The organism is Streptomyces sp. NPDC008313, from assembly GCF_042956125.1.
Lineage (GTDB): Bacteria > Actinomycetota > Actinomycetes > Streptomycetales > Streptomycetaceae > Streptomyces.
The window spans coordinates 516,203-532,325 of record NZ_JBIBFR010000001.1; the positions used below are offsets into that span (position 1 = coordinate 516,203).

General features: G+C 67.2%; 27 protein-coding genes. 6 read left to right on the plus strand and 21 right to left on the minus strand.

Annotated features, from left to right (window positions below; genetic code table 11):
- Positions 1 to 4: 4 nt before the first annotated feature.
- The 18 genes from rplR to rpsJ all read right to left on the minus strand — a co-directional run bounded on the left by rplR (position 5) and on the right by rpsJ (position 8,548).
- Positions 5 to 385 (minus strand): 50S ribosomal protein L18, encoded by a 381-nt coding sequence (gene rplR, locus ACFY93_RS02355; protein WP_391352838.1) that lies wholly within the window; start codon positions 383 to 385, stop codon positions 5 to 7.
- 3 nt (positions 386 to 388) lie between these two features.
- Positions 389 to 928 carry a 50S ribosomal protein L6 gene (rplF, locus tag ACFY93_RS02360; RefSeq protein WP_391352840.1) on the minus strand — a complete coding sequence of 180 codons (540 nt, stop codon included), beginning with the start codon at positions 926 to 928 and terminating at the stop codon, positions 389 to 391.
- Positions 929 to 952: 24 nt separating this feature from the next.
- Complete coding sequence (gene rpsH, locus ACFY93_RS02365) at positions 953 to 1,351, minus strand: 30S ribosomal protein S8 (RefSeq protein ID WP_010986352.1); 399 nt, start codon at positions 1,349 to 1,351, stop codon at positions 953 to 955.
- Between the two features lie 238 nt (positions 1,352 to 1,589).
- Positions 1,590 to 1,775, minus strand: coding sequence for a type Z 30S ribosomal protein S14 (locus tag ACFY93_RS02370; protein WP_003956452.1), 186 nt, complete (start codon positions 1,773 to 1,775; stop codon positions 1,590 to 1,592).
- Positions 1,776 to 1,780: 5 nt separating this feature from the next.
- The gene (gene rplE / locus ACFY93_RS02375; protein WP_030359018.1) at positions 1,781 to 2,338 is read right to left on the minus strand and encodes a 50S ribosomal protein L5; all 558 of its coding nucleotides are present in this window, start codon (positions 2,336 to 2,338) and stop codon (positions 1,781 to 1,783) included.
- The gene (rplX, locus tag ACFY93_RS02380) at positions 2,338 to 2,661 is read right to left on the minus strand and encodes a 50S ribosomal protein L24 (RefSeq protein ID WP_053674523.1); all 324 of its coding nucleotides are present in this window, start codon (positions 2,659 to 2,661) and stop codon (positions 2,338 to 2,340) included. The genes rplE and rplX overlap by 1 nt, the downstream gene beginning before the upstream one ends.
- A gap of 2 nt (positions 2,662 to 2,663) precedes the next feature.
- On the minus strand, positions 2,664 to 3,032 hold the full coding sequence (rplN, locus tag ACFY93_RS02385; RefSeq protein WP_003992364.1) for a 50S ribosomal protein L14: 369 nt from the start codon (positions 3,030 to 3,032) through the stop codon (positions 2,664 to 2,666).
- A 133-nt stretch (positions 3,033 to 3,165) separates the two neighbouring features.
- Entirely contained in the window at positions 3,166 to 3,453 is a 288-nt protein-coding gene (gene rpsQ, locus ACFY93_RS02390) for a 30S ribosomal protein S17 (RefSeq protein ID WP_030039759.1), read from the minus strand.
- A complete protein-coding gene (gene rpmC / locus ACFY93_RS02395) occupies positions 3,453 to 3,677 on the minus strand; it encodes a 50S ribosomal protein L29 (RefSeq protein ID WP_003998824.1) in 225 nt (74 codons plus the stop codon). Before rpmC ends, rpsQ begins: the two co-directional genes overlap by 1 nt.
- Positions 3,677 to 4,096, minus strand: coding sequence for a 50S ribosomal protein L16 (rplP, locus tag ACFY93_RS02400; RefSeq protein ID WP_190189403.1), 420 nt, complete (start codon positions 4,094 to 4,096; stop codon positions 3,677 to 3,679). The genes rpmC and rplP overlap by 1 nt, the downstream gene beginning before the upstream one ends.
- 5 nt (positions 4,097 to 4,101) lie before the next feature.
- Positions 4,102 to 4,938: a 30S ribosomal protein S3 gene (gene rpsC / locus ACFY93_RS02405; protein WP_391352843.1), complete on the minus strand. Its 837-nt coding sequence runs from the start codon at positions 4,936 to 4,938 to the stop codon at positions 4,102 to 4,104.
- Positions 4,938 to 5,285 carry a 50S ribosomal protein L22 gene (gene rplV / locus ACFY93_RS02410; protein WP_003974262.1) on the minus strand — a complete coding sequence of 116 codons (348 nt, stop codon included), beginning with the start codon at positions 5,283 to 5,285 and terminating at the stop codon, positions 4,938 to 4,940. Before rplV ends, rpsC begins: the two co-directional genes overlap by 1 nt.
- A gap of 41 nt (positions 5,286 to 5,326) precedes the next feature.
- Positions 5,327 to 5,608, minus strand: coding sequence for a 30S ribosomal protein S19 (gene rpsS / locus ACFY93_RS02415; RefSeq protein ID WP_391352845.1), 282 nt, complete (start codon positions 5,606 to 5,608; stop codon positions 5,327 to 5,329).
- 12 nt (positions 5,609 to 5,620) lie between these two features.
- Positions 5,621 to 6,457, minus strand: coding sequence for a 50S ribosomal protein L2 (gene rplB, locus ACFY93_RS02420; protein ID WP_028805741.1), 837 nt, complete (start codon positions 6,455 to 6,457; stop codon positions 5,621 to 5,623).
- Positions 6,458 to 6,496: 39 nt separating this feature from the next.
- The gene (rplW, locus tag ACFY93_RS02425; RefSeq protein ID WP_359858164.1) at positions 6,497 to 6,913 is read right to left on the minus strand and encodes a 50S ribosomal protein L23; all 417 of its coding nucleotides are present in this window, start codon (positions 6,911 to 6,913) and stop codon (positions 6,497 to 6,499) included.
- Positions 6,913 to 7,572 carry a 50S ribosomal protein L4 gene (gene rplD / locus ACFY93_RS02430; RefSeq protein WP_391352847.1) on the minus strand — a complete coding sequence of 220 codons (660 nt, stop codon included), beginning with the start codon at positions 7,570 to 7,572 and terminating at the stop codon, positions 6,913 to 6,915. The genes rplW and rplD overlap by 1 nt, the downstream gene beginning before the upstream one ends.
- A 5-nt stretch (positions 7,573 to 7,577) precedes the next feature.
- A complete protein-coding gene (gene rplC, locus ACFY93_RS02435) occupies positions 7,578 to 8,222 on the minus strand; it encodes a 50S ribosomal protein L3 (RefSeq protein WP_010986342.1) in 645 nt (214 codons plus the stop codon).
- A gap of 17 nt (positions 8,223 to 8,239) precedes the next feature.
- Positions 8,240 to 8,548 (minus strand): 30S ribosomal protein S10, encoded by a 309-nt coding sequence (gene rpsJ, locus ACFY93_RS02440; protein ID WP_003948644.1) that lies wholly within the window; start codon positions 8,546 to 8,548, stop codon positions 8,240 to 8,242.
- A gap of 1,169 nt (positions 8,549 to 9,717) precedes the next feature.
- Between rpsJ and ACFY93_RS02445 the strand changes: the two genes are divergently transcribed.
- Entirely contained in the window at positions 9,718 to 10,677 is a 960-nt protein-coding gene (locus ACFY93_RS02445; protein ID WP_391352849.1) for a hypothetical protein, read from the plus strand.
- 159 nt (positions 10,678 to 10,836) lie between these two features.
- Here the strand turns inward: ACFY93_RS02445 and ACFY93_RS02450 are convergent, their stop codons facing one another.
- Both ACFY93_RS02450 and ACFY93_RS02455 read right to left on the minus strand, forming a co-directional pair.
- Complete coding sequence (locus ACFY93_RS02450; RefSeq protein WP_391352850.1) at positions 10,837 to 11,025, minus strand: DUF397 domain-containing protein; 189 nt, start codon at positions 11,023 to 11,025, stop codon at positions 10,837 to 10,839.
- Positions 11,022 to 11,867, minus strand: coding sequence for a Scr1 family TA system antitoxin-like transcriptional regulator (locus tag ACFY93_RS02455; RefSeq protein ID WP_391352852.1), 846 nt, complete (start codon positions 11,865 to 11,867; stop codon positions 11,022 to 11,024). Before ACFY93_RS02455 ends, ACFY93_RS02450 begins: the two co-directional genes overlap by 4 nt.
- Positions 11,868 to 12,011: 144 nt before the next feature.
- On the opposite strand from ACFY93_RS02455, the gene ACFY93_RS02460 reads away from it, so the two are divergent.
- A complete protein-coding gene (locus tag ACFY93_RS02460; RefSeq protein ID WP_391352853.1) occupies positions 12,012 to 12,470 on the plus strand; it encodes an ATP-binding protein in 459 nt (152 codons plus the stop codon).
- Between the two features lie 37 nt (positions 12,471 to 12,507).
- On the opposite strand, the gene ACFY93_RS02465 is transcribed toward ACFY93_RS02460, so the two are convergent.
- Complete coding sequence (locus tag ACFY93_RS02465) at positions 12,508 to 12,639, minus strand: hypothetical protein (protein ID WP_391352855.1); 132 nt, start codon at positions 12,637 to 12,639, stop codon at positions 12,508 to 12,510.
- 469 nt (positions 12,640 to 13,108) lie between these two features.
- Here ACFY93_RS02465 and ACFY93_RS02470 point away from each other — a divergent pair, with 469 nt between their 5' ends.
- The 4 genes from ACFY93_RS02470 to ACFY93_RS02485 are packed head-to-tail and all read left to right on the plus strand — an operon-like array spanning position 13,109 to position 16,121.
- Positions 13,109 to 13,393 carry an SseB family protein gene (locus tag ACFY93_RS02470; RefSeq protein ID WP_391352856.1) on the plus strand — a complete coding sequence of 95 codons (285 nt, stop codon included), beginning with the start codon at positions 13,109 to 13,111 and terminating at the stop codon, positions 13,391 to 13,393.
- Positions 13,390 to 14,070, plus strand: a complete 681-nt coding sequence (locus ACFY93_RS02475) for a hypothetical protein (RefSeq protein ID WP_391352857.1) — start codon at positions 13,390 to 13,392, stop codon at positions 14,068 to 14,070. The genes ACFY93_RS02470 and ACFY93_RS02475 overlap by 4 nt, the downstream gene beginning before the upstream one ends.
- The gene (locus ACFY93_RS02480) at positions 14,070 to 15,821 is read left to right on the plus strand and encodes a putative T7SS-secreted protein (RefSeq protein WP_391352859.1); all 1,752 of its coding nucleotides are present in this window, start codon (positions 14,070 to 14,072) and stop codon (positions 15,819 to 15,821) included. Before ACFY93_RS02475 ends, ACFY93_RS02480 begins: the two co-directional genes overlap by 1 nt.
- Positions 15,822 to 16,121, plus strand: a complete 300-nt coding sequence (locus ACFY93_RS02485; RefSeq protein WP_391352861.1) for a serine protease — start codon at positions 15,822 to 15,824, stop codon at positions 16,119 to 16,121.
- The last annotated feature ends 2 nt before the right edge of the window (positions 16,122 to 16,123 follow it).

Sequence of the window (16,123 nt, forward strand, 5' to 3'; positions counted from 1 at the left end):
CGGCTCAGAACTTGAGCCCGGCTTCGCGGGCGGCGTCCGCCAGGGCGGCGATGCGCCCGGCGTACTGGTTGCCACCACGGTCGAATACGACAGCCTCGACACCGGCGGCCTTGGCACGCTCGGCGACCAGGGCGCCGACCTTGCCGGCCTGCGCCGACTTCTCGCCTTCGCCGCGGATCGAGGTGTCCAGGGTCGACGCCGACGCCAGGGTGTGACCCTTGATGTCGTCGATGACCTGGGCCACGATGTGGCGGTTCGAGCGCGTCACGACCAGGCGGGGGCGCTCAGCCGTACCCGAGATGTGCTTACGGATCCGGATGTGACGCCGCTTGATGGCAGCACGCTTGTAAGCGTCGCCCTTAGCGATCTTGACACCGTATGCCATGGCTTACTTACCCGCCTTTCCGACCTTGCGGCGGATGACTTCGCCCTCGTACTTGACGCCCTTGGCCTTGTACGGGTCGGGCTTGCGCAGCTTGCGGATGTTGGCCGCAACCTCGCCGACCTTCTGCTTGTCGATGCCCTCGACCGAGAAACGGGTGGGGGCCTCCACCTTGAAGGTGATGCCCTCGGGGGCCTCGACGGTGATCGAGTGGCTGTAGCCGAGCGAGAACTCCAGGTTGGAGCCCTTCGCCAGGACGCGGTAACCGACACCGCTGATCTCGAGCTTCTTCACGTAACCCTGGGTCACGCCGGTGATCATGTTCGCCACCAGCGTGCGGGACAGGCCGTGCAGGGCCTTGTTCTGACGCTCGTCGTTGGGGCGGGTGACGTTCAGAACGCCGTCCTCACCCTTGGCGATCTCGATCGGCGCCACGACGGTGTGGGAGAGGGTGCCCTTGGGGCCCTTCACCTGGACCGTACGGCCGTCGATGGTGACGTCCACGCCGGCGGGAACCGTGATGGGGAGCTTGCCAATACGCGACATAGCTGTTTCCTCCGTTCCCTTCCGTTACCAGACGTAGGCGAGGACTTCTCCGCCTACGCCCTTCTTGCCGGCCTGCTTGTCGGTGAGGAGTCCGTGCGACGTGGAGATGATCGCCACGCCCAGACCGCCGAGCACCTTCGGCAGGTTGGTGGACTTCGCGTACACCCGGAGACCGGGCTTGGAGATCCGCTTGATGCCCGCGATGGAGCGCTCACGGTTCGGGCCGAACTTCAGCTCGAGGACGAGGTTCTTGCCGACCTCGGCGTCCTCGACCTTCCAGCCCGTGATGAAGCCCTCCTGCTGGAGGATCTCCGCGATGTGCGACTTGATCTTGCTGTGCGGCATACCCACGGTGTCGTGGTACGCCGAGTTCGCGTTACGCAGACGCGTAAGCATGTCTGCGATCGGATCAGTCATGGTCATGAATTGGCCTTCGGCCTCTCTCGCCGGGGTTTCCTGTATGCGCCATCCCTCTCCCCGCTCAGAGGCGGGACGGGTGCGGTGCGGGGACCTACGGCGTAGTAAGCGTTGTCTAGCGGGCTTGGTGCCCGCATGGCGTCCGGGCGGCAGACGCCCAACCCTCCCAGCCTAAGCCATGGAGAGGTGGGCCCCTGCCAACCCTGTGCTTACCGAGAGCTTCCGGGGAATCCCGACTGGGGGATTACCAGGAGCTCTTGGTCACGCCCGGCAGCTCGCCACGGTGAGCCATCTCACGAAGGCACACGCGGCACAGGCCGAACTTGCGGTACACGGAGTGCGGACGGCCGCAGCGCTGGCAGCGGGTGTACGCACGCACACCGAACTTGGGCTTACGAGCAGCCTTGGCAATCAGAGCCTTCTTCGCCATCTCGCTCACGCCTCCTTGAAGGGGAAGCCGAGGTGACGAAGGAGCGCGCGGCCCTCAGCGTCGTTGGTCGCCGTGGTGACCACGGTGATGTCCATACCCCGGACGCGGTCGATCTTGTCCTGGTCGATCTCGTGGAACATGACCTGCTCCGTGAGACCGAAGGTGTAGTTGCCACGGCCGTCGAACTGCTTGGGGGACAGACCGCGGAAGTCGCGGATGCGCGGAAGCGCGAGCGACAGGGTGCGGTCCAGGAACTCCCACATGCGGTCGCCACGGAGCGTGACGTGGGCACCGATCGGCTGACCCTCACGCAGCTTGAACTGCGCGATGGACTTGCGGGCCTTGGTGATGGCCGGCTTCTGACCGGTGATCGTGGTCAGGTCACGGACGGCACCGTCCATGAGCTTCGAGTCACGGGCGGCGTCGCCGACACCCATGTTGACCACGATCTTGACGAGGCCGGGAACCTGCATGACGTTCTCGTACTTGAACTCGTCACGCAGCTTGCCCGCGATCTCCTCGCGGTACTTCGTCTTGAGACGCGGGGTCGTGGTGGTAGCCATCAGATGTCCTCACCCGTCCGCTTGGCAACGCGGATCTTGTTGCCCTCGTCGTCGAAGCGGTAACCGACACGCGTGACGACCTTGTTGCCGTCCTTCTCCACGACGAGCTGAACGTTGCTCACGTGGATCGGGGCCTCGGTCGTCACGATGCCGCCGGCCTGGGAACCGCGAGCGGTGGGGCCGGCCTTGGTGTGCTTCTTGACCCGGTTGACACCCTCGACCAGGACGCGCTCGTCGCGCGGGTAAGCGGCAATGACCTTGCCCTGCTTGCCCTTGTCCTTACCGGTGATGACCTGGACCAGGTCGCCCTTCTTGATCTTCATGCTTACAGCACCTCCGGCGCGAGCGAGATGATCTTCATGAACTTCTTCTCGCGCAGCTCACGGCCGACGGGGCCGAAGATACGGGTGCCGCGAGGGTCGCCGTCGTTCTTCAGAATGACGGCGGCGTTCTCGTCGAAGCGGATGTACGAGCCGTCCGGACGGCGGCGCTCCTTGACGGTGCGAACGATGACCGCCTTGATGACGTCACCCTTCTTCACGTTGCCACCGGGGATCGCGTCCTTGACGGTGGCGACGATGACGTCACCGATGCCCGCGTAGCGGCGACCGGAGCCACCGAGCACACGGATGCAAAGGATCTCCTTCGCACCAGTGTTGTCGGCGACACGCAGTCGCGACTCCTGCTGGATCACGTCTATCTCCTGATTGTCTGCCGGTTCCCGGGGAGGGACCGCACGTCATGTGCGGCCCCGCCCCGAGCCTGGCGGAACTGTTCCTAGGGAATCCCCCTAGGAGGGATCGCTTGCCTCGTAGGCCCCGGAGGGACTACTTGGCCTTCTCGAGAATCTCGACGACGCGCCACCGCTTCGTGGCGGACAGCGGCCGGGTCTCCATGAGGAGGACACGGTCGCCGACGCCGGCGGCGTTCTGCTCGTCGTGGGCCTTGAGCTTGTTCGTACGGCGGATGACCTTGCCGTACAGCGCGTGCTTGACGCGGTCCTCGACGGCGACGACGACGGTCTTGTCCATCTTGTCGCTGACGACCAGACCCTCACGGGTCTTGCGGAAGCCGCGCGCGGCCTTCGTCTCTTCAGTCACGTTGCTCTCGCTCATCAGGCGCTCTCCACCGTCTCGATGCCCAGCTCGCGCTCACGCATCAGGGTGTAGATCCGCGCGATGTCCTTACGGACGGCCTTGAGCCGGCCGTGGTTCTCGAGCTGACCGGTCGCCGCCTGGAAGCGGAGGTTGAACAGCTCTTCCTTGGCTTCGCGGAGCTTCGCGAGAAGCTCCTCGTCACCCAGCTCGCGCAGCTCGGACGCCTTGGTACCGGCCGACATCACGCTTCACCTGCCTCGCGCTTGACGATCCGGCACTTCATCGGCAGCTTGTGGGCTGCACGGGTGAGGGCCTCACGCGCAATCTTCTCGTTCGGGTAGGACAGCTCGAACATGACCCGGCCCGGGTGCACGTTGGCGACCCACCACTCGGGGGAACCCTTACCGGAACCCATGCGGGTCTCGGCGGGCTTCTTGGTCAGCGGGCGGTCCGGGTAGATGTTGATCCAGACCTTGCCGCCACGCTTGATGTGGCGCGTCATTGCGATACGAGCCGCCTCGATCTGGCGGTTCGTCACGTAAGCCGGCGTGAGGGCCTGAATGCCGTACTCGCCGAACGCGACCTGCGTACCACCCTTGGCCATACCACGGCGCTTCGGGTGGTGCTGCTTGCGGTGCTTGACCCTACGGGGGATCAGCATGTCGGTCAGGCCTCCGTTCCGGTGCTCTCAGCCGGAGCGGCAGCGGCGGGCGCCTCGGCCTTGGGGGCCTCGGCGGCCGGAGCCGACTGCTGCTGCGGCTTGCGACCGCGGCCTCCACGCTCGCCACCGCGGCCACCACGGGCCGGGCGGTCGTTGCCACCACGGGCCGGGCGGTTGCCGGCACGGGCAGCGGCGTTCTCGGCGCGGACCTCGGCGATGTTCTTGACATCGCCCTTGTAGATCCAGACCTTCACACCGATGCGGCCGAAGGTCGTCTTGGCCTCGAAGAAGCCGTAGTCGACGTTCGCGCGGAGCGTGTGCAGGGGCACGCGGCCCTCGCGGTAGAACTCCGAGCGGGACATCTCGGCGCCGCCGAGACGGCCACCGCACTGGATCTTGATGCCCTTGGCGCCGGCCTTCATCGTCCCCTGCATGCTCTTACGCATGGCACGGCGGAAGGAGACGCGGGAGGACAGCTGCTCGGCGACGGCCTGGGCCACCAGCTGAGCGTCCGTCTCCGGGCTCTTGACCTCGAGGATGTTCAGCTGGACCTGCTTGCCGGTCAGCTTCTCCAGGTCACCGCGGATGCGGTCGGCCTCGGCGCCGCGGCGGCCGATGACGATGCCGGGGCGAGCGGTGTGGATGTCCACACGCACGCGGTCACGGGTGCGCTCGATCTCCACCTTCGAGATGCCGGCGCGCTCCATGCCGGACGTCATCATCCGACGGATGGCGACGTCTTCCTTGACGTAGTCCTTGTACAGCTTGTCGGCGTACCAACGGGACTTGAAGTCCGTGGTGATGCCGAGCCGGAACCCATGCGGGTTAACCTTCTGGCCCATTACCGGGTTCCTTCCTTGCTGCTGACGACCACGGTGATGTGGCTGGTCCGCTTGCGGATCCGGTAGGCGCGGCCCTGGGCGCGCGGCCGGAACCGCTTCAGGGTCGGGCCCTCGTCGACGTAGGCCTCGGAGATGAAGAGGCTGTCGGCGTCGGTGTGGTCGTAGTTGTGCGCGGCGTTGGCAATGGCGCTGTCGAGCACCTTGCCCACCGGCACGCTCGCGGCCTGCGGGGCGAAACGCAGGACCGCCTGAGCCTCCGTGGCATCCATGCCACGGATAAGGTCCACCACGCGGCGGGCCTTCATGGGCGTAACGCGGATGTACCGCGCCTGGGCCCTGGCTTCCATGGTTGTCCTTCCAGTGTCTGTCATGGTCATTCCACCCCGCGTTAGCGGCGCTTCGACTTCCGGTCGTCCTTCACGTGACCCCGGAAGGTGCGCGTCGGCGAGAACTCGCCGAGCTTGTGGCCGACCATCGACTCGGTGACAAACACCGGAATGTGGGTCTTGCCGTTGTGCACCGCGATCGTGTGGCCGAGCATGGCCGGGACGATCATCGAGCGACGGGACCAGGTCTTGATGACGTTCTTGGTGCCGGCTTCGTTCTGTACGTCCACCTTCTTGATGAGGTGTCCGTCGACGAAGGGCCCCTTCTTGAGACTCCGCGGCATCTAAACCCGCTCCTAGCGCTTCTTGTTCGTCTTGCGGCGGCGGACGATGTACTTGTTCGAGGCCTTCTTCGGCGAACGAGTACGACCCTCCTTCTGACCCCACGGCGAGACCGGGTGGCGACCACCGGAGGTCTTGCCCTCACCACCACCGTGCGGGTGGTCAACCGGGTTCATCGCCACACCGCGGACGGTCGGGCGGACACCGAGCCAGCGCTTGCGGCCGGCCTTGCCCCAGTTGATGTTCGACTGCTCGGCGTTGCCGACCTCGCCGACGGTGGCGCGGCAGCGCACGTCGACCAGGCGGATCTCTCCGGACGGCATGCGCAGGTGGGCCATCTGGCCCTCCTTCGCGAGCAGCTGCACGGAGGCACCGGCGGAGCGGGCGAACTTGGCACCGCCACCGGGACGGAGCTCGATCGCGTGGATCGTGGTACCGACCGGGATGTTGCGGAGGGCCAGGTTGTTGCCCGGCTTGATGTCGGCCCCGGGACCGTTCTCGACGCGGTCACCCTGCGACAGGTTACGCGGGGCGAGGATGTAGCGCTTCTCGCCGTCCGCGTAGTGCAGCAGCGCGATGCGCGCGGTGCGGTTGGGGTCGTACTCGATGTGCGCGACCTTCGCCGGCACGCCGTCCTTGTCGTGACGACGGAAGTCGATCACGCGGTAGGCGCGCTTGTGTCCGCCACCCTGGTGGCGAACGGTCACACGACCGGCGTTGTTACGGCCGCCCTTGCTGTGCAGCGGGCGGACCAGCGACTTCTCCGGCGTGGACCGCGTGACCTCGACGAAGTCGGCGACGGAGGAGCCACGGCGGCCCGGCGTCGTCGGCTTGTACTTGCGGATTCCCATTTCTCAGTCCTCGTCCGATATTCGGACCAGGGCGCTCCGTTAGGAGGCCTGGCCGAAGATGTCGATACGGTCGCCCTCAGCGAGGGTCACGATCGCGCGCTTGCTGTCCGCACGCTTGCCGAAGCCGGTGCGGGTGCGCTTGCGCTTGCCCTGGCGGTTGATCGTGTTGACCCCGGTGACCTTGACCGAGAAGACCGCCTGGACGGCCTCCTTGATCTGCGTCTTGTTGGAGCCGGGCGCGACGATGAAGGTGTACTTGCCCTCGTCGAGAAGCGCGTAGCTCTTCTCCGAGACGACCGGCTTGAGGAGCACGTCACGGGGGTCCGTGAAGGACTTGCTCAGCGGGGTCTCGACGGTGTTCTTGCCCTCGGTGGCGTGGCGCTTCGCCTTGGCGACGCGCGCGGCCTTGGCAGCCTTGGCGGCCTTCGAGGCGATGCTCGGGTGACGCGTAGCCATCAGGCTTCGCTCCCTTCGGTCTCATCGGCCTTGGTGGGGCCAGACACGAAGGACTCGAAGGCGGCCTTGGTGAAGACCACGTCGTCCGAGACGAGAACGTCGTACGTGTTCAGCTGGCCCGGCTCCAGGATGTGGACCTGGGGCAGGTTGCGCGCGGAAAGCAGCGCGGCCTCGTCGGAGCGCTCGATGACCAGGAGCACGTTCTTGCGCTCCGAGATCTTGCCGAGCAGGCTCTTGGCGGCCTTGGTGGAGGGGTTCTCGCCCTCGATCACGCCGGTGACGACGTGGATACGAGCGTTGCGGGCCCGGTCGGTGAGGGCGTGGCGCAGGGCCGCGGCCTTCATCTTCTTCGGGGTCCGCTGCGAGTAGTCACGCGGCACGGGACCGTGCACGACGCCACCACCGGCGAACTGCGGGGCGCGGGTCGAGCCCTGGCGCGCGCGGCCGGTGCCCTTCTGACGGTAAGGCTTCCTACCGCCACCACGAACCTCGCCGCGGGTCTTGACCTTGTGCGTGCCCTGACGGGCGGCGGCCAGCTGCGCGACGACGACCTGGTGAAGCAGCGGAATGCTGATCTTCTCGACGTCGAAGATCTCGGCCGGGAGCTCAACGGTCCCGGACTTGTCGCCGGAGGGCGACAGAATGTCAATGGTGCTCATAGTCCTCAGGCCCCCTTGGCCGCGGTGCGGACCAGGACGAGGCCGCCGTTCGGACCAGGAACCGCGCCCTTGATGAGCAGCAGGCCCTTCTCCGCGTCAACGGCGTGAACGGTCAGGTTCTGGGTGGTGACCCGCTCGTTGCCCATGCGGCCCGCCATGCGGAGGCCCTTGAACACACGGCCCGGGGTGGCGCAGCCACCGATGGAACCGGGAGAGCGGTGCTTGCGCTGGGTGCCGTGACCGGCGCCGAGTCCCTTGAAGTTGTGACGCTTCATGACACCGGCGAAGCCCTTGCCCTTGCTCTTGCCGGTCACGTCCACCTTGACGCCGGCCTCGAAGGTCTCGGCGGTGATCTCCTGGCCGAGGGTGTACTCGCTGGCGTCAGCGGTACGGATCTCGACGAGGTGGCGGCGGGGGGTGACATCGGCCTTGGCGAAGTGGCCCTTGAGGGGCTTGTTCACCTTGCGCGGGTCGATCTCGCCGAAGGCGATCTGGACCGACTCGTAGCCGTCGGAGTCATTCGTACGGACCTGGGTCACGACGTTCGGGCCGGCCTTGACGACGGTGACCGGAACAACACGGTTGTTCTCGTCCCACACCTGCGTCATGCCGAGCTTCTCGCCCAGGATGCCCTTGATCTGCTTAGCCATTCTCAGATCACCGGCCTTCAGAGCTTGATCTCGATGTCGACACCGGCCGGGAGGTCGAGTCGCATCAGGGAGTCAACGGTCTTGGGGGTCGGGTCGAGAATGTCGATCAGGCGCTTGTGCGTGCGCATCTCGAAGTGCTCGCGCGAGTCCTTGTACTTGTGCGGCGACTTGATGACGCAGTACACGTTCTTCTCAGTGGGCAGCGGCACCGGGCCCGCGACCGACGCACCAGTGCGCGTCACCGTCTCGACGATCTTCTTCGCCGAGGAGTCGATGACCTCGTGGTCGTAGGCCTTGAGCCGGATGCGGATCTTCTGTCCCGCCATGGCTACTCAGTAGTCCTTTGTCTCGTAAACACGCTCTGGAACCCGGGGGGTCCGCGTCCTGGCTCCGACCCACGCGGTCGGGCGTGTCGCGCTCCTGCTGACAGAAATCTCCGTATCCGGATTTCCCTGCCGAGGGACGCGGCTCCTACCTCAACCGCTGGACCGGGGGCAAAACACCCACCGGGCGCCTGGTCTGCACCCCGCTGACACTTCCCGGAAGATTCCCGTACGTCCGCCCCAGCGCTGCCTTTCGGCAGTTCGAGCGACGAGTACTGTGGGACTCGCTTCCAGTCCTCCCGGCGGGAGGCGCGCAGCATCGGCACTCGACCGAGCAACCCCGCTAGTCTGCCATACAAGACGGGGGGCTGGCCAATCGAGCCGAGGATCGTACCCCGAGCGTGACGCAGGTCAAACCCAGGACGGGCGTGCAGCGCGGCCGGGGGCGCTCAGCCGCCGGAACTCGCTGCCGCTCCCCGGCCGCCGGCGTCCGAGGCGGTCGGCGCGTGGGGCCAGCGCCAGATGCAGTAGCCGCACGGCGGGGGTCCGCCGGTGCCGGTACGGCCCCGCGCCCCACGGCCCACGCGGCCCCTGAGACGACCCGTCCAGGACGGCCACTGCGATTCGTGCCGACAGTCGTCTGCTTCCTTCTGGTCTGTGGAGGCCGGGTCAGTCGACAGCCGGGGATGTGGGATCCTCTCCGCCTTGCCGGCCCTCGTTCAGCCCTCGGCCCCTACCGGCGCGCGAGTCCCGACCGCGCACCGTGCCGGATCCCGACTGGGATCGCGACCGCCGCGGCGCTGAGGCTGACCCCCTACGATCCCGGTCTCGGCACCGGCATCGGCACCGGCACCGGCACCTCGACGATCAGCCGAGGGCGTACTCCTGGCCGCGCCCGCTTCTCCCGCCACGCGCCCACCGCCGCGAACAGCCCCGGGTGGGATCGGCGGCGTCTGGCCTCTGACGACACAGTCCCTCGCGGCCGCACCCGCGGGGAGGCCGCGTCATACACGTCACGCCTCACATCGCGCGCCCACTCCTTCGGGTGAAGTCCAACGACTTCCGCTTGTCGACCCTGTCCCACTTTCTACGCTCACCGCAGACCTGAACGAGCATGTGCCAGAGGCAATGCCCTGGCCGTGCCCCACCACCTCAGCAGCACAGGGACTCCTATGGTCAGCTCGCCCCACGAGGCGATGCATCGCGTCTTCCAGGAACACCCGGACCTTTTCTCCCGGGTCTCCGAGGCGTTGGGCATCGACTTTCCCGCACCCACCTCGGTCACCGTCCTGCCCACCGACCTCACTGAGACCCGCCCGCTCGAACGCCGCGTCGACACGTTGCTTCGGCTGGAGACGGAGGACGGCGAGCCACTTCTCCTCGCTGTCGAGGCCCAGGGCAAGAAGGACCCGAAAAAGCCTGCCAGCTGGGCGTACTACGCCTCGTATCTGCTCACGAAGTACCGGCTACAGCCCATGCTGCTGGTCATCTGCCAGAATCGCGCGACCGCCGAGTGGGCCGCGCGACCCGTCCACTTCGGTCCCCCTCAATGGCCCCTGCTCACCCTGCGCCCGCTGGTCGCCGGCCCGCACAACATGCCGGTGATCACCGACCCGGCCGAGGTCCGCAAGGACCTCGCCCTCGCAACCCTTTCGGCCATCACGCACGTCACGGATCCGGACATCGGAGCCATACTCAAAGCGGTGACTACGGTGTTGCGGGACACCCCGCAGCTCCTCGCGGACCCGATCATCGAACTCATCGCCCAAGGCATGGGAAAGCACCCAGCCGCAGAACTGTGGAGGAACCTGGTGGCCGTGGACCTGTCTTTCTACAAGTCGGCTCTCTCTCAAGAACTCCGCGAACAAGGCCGCGAGGAGGGCCGCGAGGAGGGCCGTGAGGAAGGCCGTGAGGAAGGCCGTGAGGAAGGCCGTGAGGAGGGCCGAACCGAGGGCGAGACCCAGCGTGCTGCCAAGGACGTCCTGACCGTTCTGGCAGAGCGCGGCATCGACGTGCCCGAGTCGGCCCGCGAGCGCATCACCAACTGTGATGACCCGGAGATCCTGGGCACCTGGCTCCGACGCGCCGTCACCGCCCCCACGGTCGAGCAGGTCCTCGAGGACGCCGAGTAGTCCGCCCACACATCCCGCCGAGGCCGGAACCAGCAAGGCCTCAGACGTCTTCCGCCTTGGCGACGCCCGCGTAAGGGCTCCCAAGACGGGACGGTCGTCGTCGGCGCGAAACACCCCACGCGAGGCTCCGGCATCGCGTGGGGTGCGGGCGTCGTGGGGTCAGCTCCGGGACGCGTAGGCCACGAAGTCCGCCCATGCCTCCGGCGTGAGCGCGAGCCGGGGGCCGGTGGCGTTCTTGGAGTCGCGGACGTGGACGGTGGTGGGGGTGGGGGCGACTTCGAGGCAGTCGTTCACATCGGGGCCGCTGCTGTAGCTGCTCTTGAACCAGTGAAGTTCAGGGGTACTCATAGTGCTCCCAGCGCTTGCTCGATGAAGGCCAGAGACTCCCCTGGCGAGAGAGCCTGCGCCCGGATGATGCCATACCGCAGTTCGAGGACCCGCAGCTGTCGGGGATCTCTGGTCGGATGCCCGTTGAACGCCCCGTCGGAGCGCCCAATTGCCGTGCCGTCCGCAAACCTCATCAACTCGATCGGCCCGTTCAGCCCAGGATGGTCCCACCGCGCGGTCGGCATCACCTGGAGCTCCACGTTGGGCCGTTTCGCCACCTCCAAGAGGTGTTCGAGCTGCCCACGCAGAACCATTGTCCCTCCAACCGGGCGTTGGAGGGTCACCTGCTCTTGGACAAAGCTCAGCTCCGGCATGGGAGTTCGCTCGAAGATGGACCGACGAGCCATACGCGCAGCCACACCAGCCTCCAGAACGTCCGGTGAGTGCGCAGGCCTATACACCCCGAACATCGCGCGCGCGTACTCCTCGGTCTGCAAGAGTCCATGGATGTGGAGGTTGCTGTACAAGAGCACATCCACCGCCCGCTCCTCCAGCTCGGCCAGTTGCCGCACCTTCTTCGGGTACCGGGCCTTCCTCATGTCCTCCATGAAGGCCCTCAAATGCCCCTGTGCCTTCAGGAGCTGGTCCGCCCGGTCCAGGTACTCCGGGCGGGGAATCCGGGCCCCTCGTTCGATCTTGCGGACCATGTCCTCGCCGTACCCGAGGGACTCCGCCAGCTCGGACACGCTCACCCCGGCCGCCTCCCGGCAGACCCTGAGCAGGCGGCCCACCGCCTGGACCACCGGCTCGACCTCGTCGCCCGGCTCGACGTCCCAGCCCGCCTCGTCGACACCCTTGTCCACGGCTCCTCCTCCGGCGCGTACGCGTACTCGTACTCGTACAACGCCCGGGACAGCCGAGACAGCCGAGACAAAAGCCGGGACAGTGACGGTACGTGCAGGCGTTGTCGCTCATCCACGGAAGCAAATTCCGCCACGCTGAGTGACGTGAACCAGGAAATCAGTGAGCCTCCGCGCCGCCTCACCGGCCTCATCAGGAACTTCGGCCTTCAGCTGTCCCCCACGCCGCGCGGCGCCCGTCTCGCCCGGCTGCTGGCCACCGAGCAACTGCGCCTGTGGGGGCTGCCGACGCACCCGGCAGAGCTCATCGTCGGGGAGTTGGCGACCAACGCCGTCACCCATGGCCGGGTCTCCGGCCGGGACTTCCGGCTGCTGATGTACGTCATCGGTGACACACTCCGGATCGAGGTCACCGACACGCGCGGTGACCTGCTCCCGTACCCGCAACAGGCGGCGGCCGACGCCGAGTCCGGCCGCGGCCTGCTGCTCGTGGAGGCTCTCGCCGACCGCTGGGGAGTCGTCCCCGGCCCGCCCCCGCGGAAGACGGTCTGGGCCGAGCTGAGCACCGGGCCCGCCGGCCAATGGCCCGTCCTTCCCCCGCAGTGACCGGCGGGGCGGCTCAGGTTCAGTTCCGCCCACGTCCTCAGTCCACGCCGTTGCCGGCCCGTTGCCGTCCGACGGTCGCCACGACCGCGACACCCCAGTCGTCGTCCGGGTCCAGTTCCCGGCCCGGCTCGTCCGCCTCGCTCCCGAGCCTCGCCGTATCGCGGTCCACCTGTTGCGTCCCGCACCCTCCGTCCGACCGTGACGCAGACCGGATCGGGGGCGCCGACCACAGCGCTTCCGGTGACAGGAGCGTTCTTCCCGGACATGCGGATCGTGGCGGAGCCATTACACGGGCGCGTTGCACCGGGCACCTTGCGGTGGTGATGATGTTCGGCATGTCTGAGCACGGGGGCGAGGCGGCCGAACCGCCACGGACGAACATGCTGAGGTCGCGACTCGCGGACTACGCGGAAATGGCCGGGCCGGCGAGAGAGACGGCGGACCCGATGAACACGCTCCCGGCCCCCTGGAGCGGGCCTCCCGAAGAGGTGGCGTCTCCACCGGCGGCCGACCCGGTCGAGGATCCGTCAGCCGCCGCCCGGCGACGGCAGTTCGCAGCATTGCTGAATGAGTTCCGGAGTACGCCGGTCCTCGTGCCGCTGGGCGAAGGTCCGCGGCCCGACGACGAACGTGGCCTGATGACAGCCGATTTCAACGGCATCCGCTTCATCCTGGCCTTCTCCCACGAGCAGGCCCTGGCCCGTTACGCCCAGGCACGCGGAGAGTTCCACCGGGAGTGGACCTACCAGACCATCCTCGGAGCTCGCCTGCTGGATGTGGCCGTCCCGGCGGCCGGGGTGCCGTGCGGGGTGGCGCTGGACTGTGCGGACGGACCCGATGGCGTGGTCTTCCCGCCGGTGACGGGGATCGTGCCGGACGAGGCGGCGCTCGACGCCGACGGGCCGGAGAGGGGCGTGTGGTGAACGGTGAGGGACCCGCGGTGGGCGGCGGGGGCAGGAACCTCAAGGCCGCCGGGCTGAGCCTGATCGCCAAAGGGCTGACGGACGCGCTCGATGAGCTGAACGAGCTGGGCATGGTCGGCGTGGCGGGAGCGGGACGCGGTTTCGGCGACATCGCCCTGTCGGGGCTCGATCTGGGCCACGAGGGGCTGCTCGACGAGTTCACGTCGTTCTGCGAGCGCTGGGAATGGGGCGTGCGGTCGCTGGTGAACGAAGGCAACGCGTTCGCCGTGAAGACGGGCCTGTCAGCGGGCACGTACTACGAGACCGAGCAGTACGTCGAGGGTTCGTTCAAGGTCGTCGAGAACTCCCTGATCGGCAACCCCTACGCCTCCGAGGACGAGGTCGTCCGGCAGGGCTGGGGCGAGATCGCCACCTCCGGCGCCTTCGGAGGAGCCGACTACAGCAAGGAGTCCTTCGACCGGGCCGGGGAGAACATCGGGCAGGGCTGGAAGGACGCCGGCCGCGACGTCATGACCTCCCACACGCTCGGTCCCGCGGGCCTCAATCCCGAGAATCTGCACGACACGTTCGGGGTCTCCGACGCCGAGTACGGGCAGATGCTCGACGACACGTTCGGCCCCTCCCCCGAGGCGCGCGCCCAGGCCGCCCAGCGGCAACAGGACGGGGGTACGGACTGATGGGGGTACTCGGTGACCTCGGCGACGGTCTCAAGGACCTCGGCAGAGGAGTGCGGGACGGCGTCAACGACGGCCTCGGCGCCCTGGAGGACCGTTACGAGGACGGCAAGAAGCTGGTCGGCGAGGGCGTCGACTGGGGAACCGGCAAGATCGGCGAGGGCCTCGACCACGTCGGTCTGCACGACGCCGCCGACGCCGTCGAGGACTGGGGCGACGAGATCGCGTCCGACCTCGGCGCCACGCCCGGCGAACAGCGGCTCGGCCAGACCGAGGACCCCGACGAACTCGTCCACGGCAACCCCGGCAGGATCACGGAGAGCGCCAAGCACCTCAAGGACTTCCAGGTCGCCTTCGACAAGGTCGGCCAGGGGATGCGCAAGCTCGACTCGTCCCACTGGAGGGGTGAGGCCGGCGACGCCTTCCGCAAGAAGTTCGAGACGCACCCCACCAAGTGGATCCAGGCGTCCGCCGCCTGCGAGACCGCGGGCGACGCCCTGGACGCTTACGCCGAGACCGTCAAGTGGGCGCAGGGGCAGGCCAAGGAGGCCATCGAGCTCTACAAGAAGGGGAAGCGCGCCTCCGAGCAGGCCGTGCTGGCGTACAACAAACGCATCGACGCGTACAACGCGAAGATCAAGAACGACCAGGACCCCGGCCCCGTACCCGAGCCCTTCAAGGACCCCGGCAAGTCCGACATCCAGGCGGCCCGGGAGAAGCTCGCCGAGGCCCGCAAGCAGCGGAACACGGCGGCTTCCACAGCGCAGGGCAGGATCAAGGCGGCGCTGGCGCACGCCCCTGCCGAACCCCCGCCCCTGGACCGCCTCGGCAACAACCTCGTCGACGGCTACCGGGCCGTCAACACCGAGCTCACCCATGTCGTCGGCGGCGCCCTCAAAGGCACCGCCGGCCTGCTCAACTTCGCCCGCGGCCTCAATCCCACCGATCCCTACAACCTCACCCACCCCGCCGAATACGTCCAGAACGTCAACATGACGCTGGCAGGGCTGGTGTCCACGGCCGCCCATCCGGAACGGGTCGCCCAGGCGGCGGTGGACGGCTTCAAGAAGGACCCCTCCGAGTTCGTCGGCCGTCTCCTCCCCGAACTCGTCGGCACCAAGGGCGCCGGCCTCGCCCGTAGTGGCATCCGCCTCGGCGCGAAGGAGGGCATGGAGGCCGCCGCGTCGAACGTGGCGTCCAAGGGGCTGAAGTACGGGGACGAAGCCGCCGGGGCCGCGCCGAAGGACTGGAGCGACCTGGCGCGCAGCACCGAGCATGTGAAGGAGAAGGCGATCCACTATGACTCGGTGGACCCGAAGAAGGCCCAGGAACTCCTGGACTCCGAATATCCGTGGCTCAAGGACGTCAACAAGACGGGCCACCCCGGTTATGTGGACAACTGCAGCCACAACACGGTCACCGTGGACCGTCGCATGGACGGCATCGAGGTCAGCGCCGCACCGAAACTGGAGGGCGATCACATTCCTCCGGAGCAACTCGGCCTCAAGGGCAGAGCCAAAGGTCATTACGACATCGTGGATAGTTACGATGACATCATCCGCGATCTCCAGGCGCGCGGCGAGGGCGCAAGAAGCGTTGTCTACATCGGTCGTGACAGCTCGGCACATGTGTTCAATGCCGTCAACACCAAGCACGGAGTCGTGTTCCTTGACGGCCAGACCGGAGCTCTGGGCCGCTTGGAGAGCGACGCAAAGGTAATCGGTCATATTCCATACCGAGATGGGGTTCCCTAGATGCTGGACAAGGAAAGGGCTGTCCGATCTGCTGCCGAATTCCTGAAGGCGCTCAATCCGGAAAGGTGGCCTTCCCGCGTGATGCTCCCGGACGAGTCAGAGGAATTCCCCTACGGCTGGGCCATCCGCTATGACAACAAGGAGCACATCGAAACGGGAAACCTGGCCTTGAAACCTTTCACCGCCGTCGTGATCGTTCCGCACGACGGGTCCACCGCCCACTTCCCCCCGTCGCATCTCCGCGTGAGCGAGTACATGGCCCTCCGCGCGGCAGGCGACTGGCCCCCAGCGAGGCACTGACA

Bases quoted from the DNA above. Each gene is read 5' to 3' on its own strand.
- rpsS (WP_391352845.1), bottom strand. From the start codon at position 5,608: ATGCCGCGGAGTCTCAAGAAGGGGCCCTTCGTCGACGGACACCTCATC.
- rplX (WP_053674523.1), bottom strand. From the start codon at position 2,661: ATGAAGATCAAGAAGGGCGACCTGGTCCAGGTCATCACCGGTAAGGAC.
- rplE (WP_030359018.1), bottom strand. From the start codon at position 2,338: ATGGCTACCACCACGACCCCGCGTCTCAAGACGAAGTACCGCGAGGAG.
- rpsH (WP_010986352.1), bottom strand. From the start codon at position 1,351: ATGACCATGACTGATCCGATCGCAGACATGCTTACGCGTCTGCGTAAC.
- rpsQ (WP_030039759.1), bottom strand. From the start codon at position 3,453: ATGAGCGAGAGCAACGTGACTGAAGAGACGAAGGCCGCGCGCGGCTTC.
- rplP (WP_190189403.1), bottom strand. From the start codon at position 4,096: ATGCTGATCCCCCGTAGGGTCAAGCACCGCAAGCAGCACCACCCGAAG.
- ACFY93_RS02445 (WP_391352849.1), top strand. From the start codon at position 9,718: ATGGTCAGCTCGCCCCACGAGGCGATGCATCGCGTCTTCCAGGAACAC.
- rplW (WP_359858164.1), bottom strand. From the start codon at position 6,913: ATGGCTACGCGTCACCCGAGCATCGCCTCGAAGGCCGCCAAGGCTGCC.
- ACFY93_RS02370 (WP_003956452.1), bottom strand. From the start codon at position 1,775: ATGGCGAAGAAGGCTCTGATTGCCAAGGCTGCTCGTAAGCCCAAGTTC.
- rpsJ (WP_003948644.1), bottom strand. From the start codon at position 8,548: ATGGCGGGACAGAAGATCCGCATCCGGCTCAAGGCCTACGACCACGAG.
- rplB (WP_028805741.1), bottom strand. From the start codon at position 6,457: ATGGGAATCCGCAAGTACAAGCCGACGACGCCGGGCCGCCGTGGCTCC.
- rplC (WP_010986342.1), bottom strand. From the start codon at position 8,222: ATGGCTAAGCAGATCAAGGGCATCCTGGGCGAGAAGCTCGGCATGACG.
- rplR (WP_391352838.1), bottom strand. From the start codon at position 385: ATGGCATACGGTGTCAAGATCGCTAAGGGCGACGCTTACAAGCGTGCT.
- ACFY93_RS02485 (WP_391352861.1), top strand. From the start codon at position 15,822: ATGCTGGACAAGGAAAGGGCTGTCCGATCTGCTGCCGAATTCCTGAAG.
- rpsC (WP_391352843.1), bottom strand. From the start codon at position 4,938: ATGGGCCAGAAGGTTAACCCGCATGGGTTCCGGCTCGGCATCACCACG.
- rpmC (WP_003998824.1), bottom strand. From the start codon at position 3,677: ATGTCGGCCGGTACCAAGGCGTCCGAGCTGCGCGAGCTGGGTGACGAG.
- rplD (WP_391352847.1), bottom strand. From the start codon at position 7,572: ATGAGCACCATTGACATTCTGTCGCCCTCCGGCGACAAGTCCGGGACC.
- rplF (WP_391352840.1), bottom strand. From the start codon at position 928: ATGTCGCGTATTGGCAAGCTCCCCATCACGGTTCCCGCCGGCGTGGAC.
- rplV (WP_003974262.1), bottom strand. From the start codon at position 5,285: ATGGAAGCCAGGGCCCAGGCGCGGTACATCCGCGTTACGCCCATGAAG.
- ACFY93_RS02450 (WP_391352850.1), bottom strand. From the start codon at position 11,025: ATGAGTACCCCTGAACTTCACTGGTTCAAGAGCAGCTACAGCAGCGGC.
- ACFY93_RS02480 (WP_391352859.1), top strand. From the start codon at position 14,070: ATGGGGGTACTCGGTGACCTCGGCGACGGTCTCAAGGACCTCGGCAGA.
- ACFY93_RS02470 (WP_391352856.1), top strand. From the start codon at position 13,109: ATGACAGCCGATTTCAACGGCATCCGCTTCATCCTGGCCTTCTCCCAC.